General features: G+C 46.3%; 4 protein-coding genes and 1 pseudogene. All 5 read right to left on the bottom strand.

Annotated features, from left to right (window positions below; all coding sequences use genetic code 11):
* Positions 1 to 390 precede the first annotated feature (390 nt).
* Complete coding sequence (locus MHI21_RS12555) at positions 391 to 2,418, bottom strand: S9 family peptidase (protein WP_342420126.1); 2,028 nt, start codon at positions 2,416 to 2,418, stop codon at positions 391 to 393.
* Positions 2,419 to 2,634: 216 nt separating this feature from the next.
* Positions 2,635 to 3,431: pseudogene (locus tag MHI21_RS12550) on the bottom strand (LLM class flavin-dependent oxidoreductase).
* 56 nt (positions 3,432 to 3,487) lie between these two features.
* The gene (locus tag MHI21_RS12545) at positions 3,488 to 4,036 is read right to left on the bottom strand and encodes a GNAT family N-acetyltransferase (protein ID WP_165179659.1); all 549 of its coding nucleotides are present in this window, start codon (positions 4,034 to 4,036) and stop codon (positions 3,488 to 3,490) included.
* A 288-nt stretch (positions 4,037 to 4,324) separates the two neighbouring features.
* On the bottom strand, positions 4,325 to 4,828 hold the full coding sequence (locus MHI21_RS12540) for a ferritin (protein WP_013310291.1): 504 nt from the start codon (positions 4,826 to 4,828) through the stop codon (positions 4,325 to 4,327).
* Positions 4,829 to 4,962: 134 nt separating this feature from the next.
* Positions 4,963 to 7,911, bottom strand: coding sequence for a glycoside hydrolase family 48 protein (locus tag MHI21_RS12535; protein ID WP_341163677.1), 2,949 nt, complete (start codon positions 7,909 to 7,911; stop codon positions 4,963 to 4,965).
* Between the last annotated feature and the right edge of the window lie 223 nt (positions 7,912 to 8,134).

Genomic DNA, 8,134 nt, shown 5'->3' with positions numbered 1-8,134 from the left:
ACTTGGAAGTGTAAAAAACCTTGGAGTATACTGGAATTTCAGGCTTGGAACCTAAAATTCAGCATCAAAGATGAATGTGGTGAGAAATTGCTGAGGTCATACAGGATGTTTTTCCATAAGTAATTATTAAATGTGAAATATTTTATTTACATAATAAATATGGACTATAAAAATGTCAATATTTTTAAATTCCTTTAATAAGAAAAAAATGTATATGTCATTTTTTATGTTATTATAAACACAAAAAATTAAAGTATGACGTTATAATGTATAAAAATATTATACACACAAACAATACCCTTTTTTGTTTAAAAATCAGGCATTGTTTGTAAATTTTTAATGATTTTTGTAAAAATTTCTGTGTCGTAAGTGCAAGAAACGCATAATGTGTTATATCTGGTGCTTGACAAACCAATTAGTAATACGTTGCAGTCGTTCCACGCGAAGCTGCGGGTGCCCTTTTCGTGAAAGCTCGTGACTTGAAGCTGGAAAACGGACAAATTGCGTAGGTTTCCCCAAGCGACGTAATGCTGTAAACAGCTGCTCTCCCTGCTCAATTGGGCAACGCAGATCCTGCTCCCCGTGCAATATGAGCAGCGGTGTATTGATTTGCTGCACATAAGCCAGCGGAGATTGTCTCCACAGGAGTTCGAAATCTTTCCACGGATTCCCGCCAACTTCGTCTTCTGTAAACGAGTACCCTATGTCACTCACCCCATACATCGATAGCCAGTTGGATATGGAACGCTGGGTTACAGCTGCGCGGAAACGATCGGTATGGCCGACAATCCAGTTTGTCATAAAACCACCATAGCTGCCCCCTGTTACGCCCAGCCTTTCTGGATGAATGAATGGAAATTGACGTATAGCCTCGTCCACTGCGCTCAGCAGATCGGTGTAATCGCGCCCGCCATAATCTCCAAGGACGACATTGGTAAAAGACTGTCCGTACCCTCGGCTTCCTCCCGGATTCGTGTAGATGACTGTATATCCCTGAGCGGCCAGCAACTGAAATTCATGAAAAAAAGAATTGGAATACATGGCATGAGGACCACCGTGAATTTCCAATATGGCAGGATAAGATACGCCCTCCTTAAATCCAACAGGTTTCATCACCCATCCCTGCACCCGTCGTCCATCCTCAACCTCAGTCCAGAAGCTCTCAGGCACACTGATCTCAATCTCATCAAGCAGAGGGTCATTCACTCTGGTCAGCCGTTCCTCAATTCCTGAATGGATCGCAATTCGGAACAAATCGCCTGGTAAAGCCACATCAGTGGAAGCAGCAATGATATGCTGCTCATCTGAAGTAAGCTCAAATTGATAAATTTCCCGATCTCCTTGCGTTAAAATTTTAAAAGTTCCATCAAGCGCAAACTGATATACGTGTACATTCCCTTCAAGAGTTACTAGCGTATACAGGGATTGACCATCCGCACTGAAGCGTGGTGGTCCTATATGAAGATGTGAACGCATGTCGCTCATACCTGCATTACCGATGTGAGCGTCCAGTGTCTCACTAACACATACTACCGTCCCGCCACTGGAGGGAACCGTATACAGTCGAGTCTGAGTAGCGCCTTTGGCATGTCGATCATGACCGTAAAAGGCAATCGTTGAACCGTCGGGAGAATAAGCAGCACTCTCAATGTGCAGTTCGGAATGGGTCAGCTTAAGCGGTGCTACTGCATCACTACTTGAGGTCGCTGGAGCTATCGTAAACAAATCATTTTGCTCACGTAAATCCGTATCCTCTTTCGAATGCTCTGCGATCCTGGCGACGAATAAAATACGACGACCATCCGGTGACCACACAGGCTCTGCCACATCATAGGCGCCGGACGTCAGCTGAACCGTGTGCCCCGAAGTCACATCAGTTACATACAAGTGATCACGAGTATCATCCCACAGTCCATAGCCGTCCGATTTAGCTTTCGTTCGATTAACGACTCGTCCCTTAAGTTGTGCCTCCTGAGTTCCTCCATCGGATGGAGGGCTTGACGGGTTCTCGGCCGTTTTGGCTACAAACGATATGCAGGTCCCATCAGGAGACCAGGCTAATGAACGAACGTTGTTCTCTACGTGTGTAAGCTGTCGTGCCTCTCCCCCGCGTTTCGGAATAATCCATACCTGGCGCTTGCCGTCTGTTGTACGAAGAAAAGCTAGTTGTGTTCCATCTGGTGACCAGACAGGCGTTTCATCTTTGGGTCCATATGTAAAGGGTACTGCGTTAGCGCCTTCAGGCGATAATAGCCAAATTCCTGAGTTATAATCTGTCCGCTCTTTATTAATATGCTGCTCTACGTAAGCGATTTCACTGCTGAGAGGATGAATAGCTGGATCGCTAACCCAGTGAAGTCGATATAAATCCTCGGCTGTTATACAGCGCTTGGTCGTACTAGATTGTGGGTCGCTCAAAAAAATTCCTCCTTTATATCATTAGATTCCACATCTTTAAATTTTAATTAATCCGATTAATTTTATGAGATTTAAATAAATATACAATTACGTTACTCTTTTTATGTATCTCTGTCAATTTGTCTAAAACTAAAAAGCCCCTCTCTCAGTCGCTATCGACCCGAAAACACCGCTACTTCGGTTGCTTTCATGAGAGAGGGTAACGTTATTCATCAATCACAACTGAAAAATAGGAGAAATGGAGGGAGCACCTTTAGGAATAGCAGCCAGTGATCCATTTTCTTTGTGTAGAATCGGCACCTGCTGCCAAATAGTGCTGGGAATCTCTCGCCGCAGCACAGGGATGATATCCTCGGCAAACCGATGCAACTGTTCAAGTTGCTCCTGCTCTCCCAGCCCATCCACGCAAAGAATTAGAGGAAAATAACGGCTCTCCATATTGTGCAGCCAGCTCCGTCGATAATGTACTGGAGGCACTTCCATGCCATATCGGAATTTGCTGTTGATACAGGCGTGGCTGTGTCGTGACCTGATACAGCGGGGGCCGATAGTTGCCCTTCCACGTAACCTCTTCCTCGCTCCATAGCCGTTTGAGCAGACGATAGCGTTCTGCTAGCGACTCCCACTGCTCTTCCTCCGTAATTCCAAACAACGGATAATGGCGTGGATCATTGCCTTTTCCGATAATCAGTTCTAATCTTCCGCCCGATAAATGATCCAATGTCGCATAATCCTCAGCTACGCGTACCGGGTCAAGAATACTAAGCACCGCTACCATCATCAGCAGACGAATCCGTTCAGTTCTCGCTGCTATAAGCGGTCAGAACGAGTGGAGGTGAAGACGACAAAAAAGGCGTACCATGCCGCTCCCCCACACCATACGCATCAAAACCAAGCTCCTCTGCGACCACAGCCTGCTTTATTACATTTTGGAATTTTTGCTGCGAACTCCAGGCTTCTCCGGTAATCGCATTAGGCAGATTAGCCATTAGGCTGAACAATACAAACTTCATAAGTCCTGCCCCCCTTCTGCAAACGAATCGGCTTCGTCCGTTCCCTATGATCGCGTCTAATTTCGATTAACTGTCTCGGCTTCATTTTTTTCACGAATGTAGGTGGAGAATAATTCAGGATTCACCACTTTACGTAGTAAATGCATCGTCCCGTCCCCTGTTCCATGGTCAAAAGCATGGATACGTTCATATCCCCAACGCTCGTACATGGATAGCAAATAGGGATGCTTTTCCGCAGTCGCCAGTGTCACAGCAGGAGCACCGACCTTGTCACGAATAATCGTTTGCTCTACCCAATTCAGCAGTTTTTTCCCATATCCTTTGCCCTGGGCAGCCGGGTCTACAGCGAACCACATCACAAACGGTAGATCGGTTATAAAATTAAGGGCTCTATTTTTGAGATGGCTAACGGTAGCCTGAATAACACCGTCTACTTCCAGCACATAGCAATCATTATTTCTAATGTTTTCTTGAATGAGAGCAACGTCTGCCTGAGCGGCAGGCCATCGAAGCTCCAACTGCCGAATTGTTTCATACGCCTCATACGTCACATACTGCAATCTTTCTGCGTCCTCCTGGAGTGCCAGACGATAGATTTCACTCATACTAACCCGCCTCCTTATAATGTTTTTATAAAACGAGTGAACCACTATATAACTATTCCCATCTATTTAATAAGATATAAAAGTTAACATAACTGTAGCATGCTCACCATTCAGCGACAAATTAATTTTTTCTATAACTCCATTTAAAATAACAATAGCCCCTCGAAAGATGAGAATTCATTAATTAAAGTCAACGCAAAAAAGCCCGAAAATCGGGCTCCTCTACTTTCTAGACGAATAAAATACTGGCCATATCTCCGGCATTCAAAACACATCATGTAAGCTGTATTACTCCGCAGGGGCAGTAAAGCTGCGTTTGGCAAACTCGCTGTCCAGCATATAAAAGGCATTGCTGTCTCTTTCAATGCGTTTAAGCTTCTGGATAACACTGTCGAACAGAGCTTCCTCTTCGACTTGCTCATCAATAAACCATTTCAGGAAATGGATCGTTGCATGCTCGCGTCCATCGAGGGCCAAGTCAGCCAGATGATAAAATTTTTGCGTGTTTTGCTGCTCATGCTTGTAGCCATGCTCAAATACATCCAGCATGGAATCGTAGCTATTTTTCGGCTCCGGCAATGCAGCCAATGTGGCGCGTCCTCTACGGTCATTAATGTATTTATACAGTTTCATGGCATGAAACCGTTCCTCCTCAGCTTGTACCAGGAAGAAGTTTGCAAACCCATCCAGACTTTCACTGGAGCAATAAGCAGCCATCGCCAGATATACGTGAGCGGAGTAAAATTCAAAGTTCATTTGCTCATTCAGAGCCTGTGCCAAATTGTCATTCATGTCTCAGGTCACCTCGGTCATGTATGTAGTGATGTAACGATCATAGTGTACCACGAATCCGATCACAAAAAAATGGACGGAAGTGAATTCAGTGCTCTCACGTTCCGTCCGCAATTTCCACAATCAGTTCACAATCAAGGCTCCAGCCCCCAGACACGTTTGTCGTTTATATACAAAGGTGCTTTGTCCCAATCCGTATAAGATGTCTTGGTTGGATCATAGGAAAAATCATCACTTTCGTTATAGTTGCTCCAATCCGCCTTGTTCATGCGAATCTGAATATCCCCTGTGTTTTCCCCTGCTGTCAGACTTCCCGCACCAGCTCCAAAGGAGATTTCCAGATAATAATCTGCGCCTGTAACGGCCTTATCCAGTTTCACAAAACGTCCCTGAACGTTACTACTGCCCAACTGTGCATAGTCACAATGGAATTCCTGTGGCTTGTCGCCATCTACAGTGTAGTAGTATCGCAGCTTGACATTTTTCAGATCAACTGCCTCTTTGCCCTTGTTTACTACACGGAACAGTGGCCGAATCTGGTTATCTCCCGGGTTGGTGTCACCCACGCGATATTGTGCAATCACATCTCCCGTTACTGGAATGGGTGCTGCCGTAGGCTTGGCACTGACCTCGGCAGAATCCGGGCCGGTTCCTAAAGAATTTGTTGCATTTGCCACATAATAATAAGTGGTTTCATTCACCACTCCTGTATCCTTGTAAGTGCTGTCTGTTACCGTTGCTACTGTGGTATAAGGGCCACCACTGGTTGTCGAGCGCTTGACCGTATAGCTATCGGCACCCGTCGCTTTGCTCCAGGTCAGTGTAACCTGAGCATCCCCAGCATTTGCCTTCACATTTGCCGGAGCTTTGGGAGCTGTCGGCTCGGTTGGTCCACCACCGTTAATGAGACGGTCATACTCGGCATAAGCCGTTGCCATATCCACTTGGGACCAGAAACGATGATACGTAAATTCTGGAGCGCCTTTATCCCATTTTTTGGTCTGATTGTTCCAAGAAGTCATGTATTTATCTTTGAGATAAGACCATTGCGGATCTTTAGTGATATTAGGCCGGATGTCACTATAGCTGGAATACGTACCATTACCGCCTTTGGACGGATCAGACGGTGTAGCACCTGTGCCAGGGATTGTGTTGCCTTGTCCAGTCTTACCGCTCCAGCCGCTCGGAATATACACTTCTTTAGTGAAATAGCGATAATAATCCTCGCGCGCTTCCTTCGTTGTAATGCCTATACCATCATTATAACCCCATGCAGCATCAAGCAAAGCTTTAGACAGATCCTTAGCTTCCTTGCCTAACTCGGAATAGTCTCCTTTTTCAGCTTTCGTTCCAGCAGCAAAAAAAGTAAGTGCTTTAACATAGCTGCCCAGCACTCCGGCATCCTGCCCTGGATTCTTTGTTACCACATGGAGATTGGTATTCCCTTTATGATTGGCAAATCCGCTCCAGGTTTCAGGCTTTCCGCTCCATTCCAGATTGCTCGGCAGCCAGAATTCCCCTTTAGCTGCTGTAGTAGCCACTTTCGGATTCTTGCCACCCAGAATACGCTTACCTTGAGCGTCCAAATAGTATCCCTGTGCATCAGTCACAGGCCGTTCGTTGGCAAATACATAGCTCTTGGACCACGCTATCCAGTTTTCCGTCACTTGTTTAGCCATTTTAAACTGCTCGGATGAAGTATCCCCTTTCTTGGCTAAAATGTAGTACAGCTCGGCAACTCGCTCGACAGGCCAAGCCTGCATCCCGAACCAGTTGTTCGACGGTGGATCGTTATATACAGGAGCCCCTGTATAAGCCATACCATAAAAGGTACTTGTGCCAGATGGATAAGCCTTATAGGCACCATCCCAGCTATTCGTCGCTCCGCCTGCAATGGCCCCCTCATCGGATTGCAGCCAAGTATAAAACTCCAGTTGGCGCTTCAGCGAGGTCGCCCAGTCCTGTCCCGCCGTTGGTGAATTCGGTATTAATCCACCATCTTGATCGGACAACGCATACGCTGCGACGACATTTTGGTAGCCCTGATGCGCATGGCTGGCACCAATTCGCCAAGCCCAGTTGCCGCTTTGGCCAAGTCCGCCGCCCCAAGCCGTATACCATGCCATCAGATAAAGACTGGCATCCTTCCCCGTACCAGCAATAGGACTTCCATTGGAAGCGCTTCCGATTTTCTGGAAGTATTTATCGTACATGCCGTACCGCAAAAAGTCTCCCATCTTTTTGGCTTTATCCAAATATACGGAGTTGTCATATCCCAATTCCTTAGCCCAGTACATCGCTTGAACTGCCCGTGCATCCGCATCGGTGGCATTCGTGTAGCGCCATTGCTGTGCCGGGGCATTATTTTCCTTAGTGAACAGGCTCATAAAGCCTTCATTAGGCTTGCCAAACTTATGATTATCTTGTGATGGATGCGGTACAGCCTCCCAGACTGATTCCTGTTCCCCACGCTGGAAGGTGTTTACATAGGCAGCTGTATGCGACGGATTCAGCAGATTGCCAAAGCCGTACCAATTATCCACATCCAACAACCAGTGCATCAGATAAGTCTGGTTGTTGCCATAGGTTGCCTTCAGCTCAGAATCCAGTGGATCCTTGCCAGCACCATACTGACCACTCAAACGGCTTGGGTACTGATCCGGCTGCGAATATTCTGCGGCATAAGTGGCGGGGCTGTTCGGATTATAGTTACTCATTGTCGGTTGCTCTTCCTTACCGTCCCCTTCATTAACAGGAATGATATATTTCTCCATGTTGTCCCATGCGGATTCCAAATGCCCCCAATCCCCGGTATAATGACCATACAGCACTTCCAGCCACATCCAGTAGCTGTACGCTTCCGAAGTCGTTAAGTGTCCGTAATCCGGAGCCTCGCTCATGAGCGTTTCAACGGAATGATAAGGGATGCCTTCTTTTGAAAAGTATCCGCTAGCCGGATCCTTCAGCTGTTTATACAATTGTAGAAAGCGTGTCGATTCCGGTGTTGCGGCTGATGCACGGTCGGGTCCTGCCTGAAATAAGCCCAAGGTTAATGGAAGTACCAAAATGGCTGACATGACCATAGAGACAGATTTCCTGAACACTGATTTTCTGCTGATCACTTTTGCATTCATCCTCTCCATTATCAATTTTGGCTTTACACAAGATTTTATTCCGAAAAACGACAGCACAAAAAGACAGCATCATCACCTCACTTTCCCCTAAAAAAGGTGGAGGACACGCTGTCTATTGCTCCAAATGCTTCGCATTGGCCCTGGAAAAAATATACCACACTAGGCGCCAAAT

It is taken from the genome of Paenibacillus sp. FSL H8-0168, from assembly GCF_038592955.1.
Classification (GTDB): domain Bacteria; phylum Bacillota; class Bacilli; order Paenibacillales; family Paenibacillaceae; genus Paenibacillus; species Paenibacillus polymyxa_B.
The sequence above is the reverse complement of the archived record's forward strand: the minus strand, read 5'-3'. Positions and strand labels throughout refer to the sequence as shown.

Coding starts and splice junctions, on each gene's coding strand:
- MHI21_RS12535 (WP_341163677.1), bottom strand. CDS start 7,911: ATGGTCATGTCAGCCATTTTGGTACTTCCATTAACCTTGGGCTTATTT.
- MHI21_RS12540 (WP_013310291.1), bottom strand. CDS start 4,828: ATGAATGACAATTTGGCACAGGCTCTGAATGAGCAAATGAACTTTGAA.
- MHI21_RS12545 (WP_165179659.1), bottom strand. CDS start 4,036: ATGAGTGAAATCTATCGTCTGGCACTCCAGGAGGACGCAGAAAGATTG.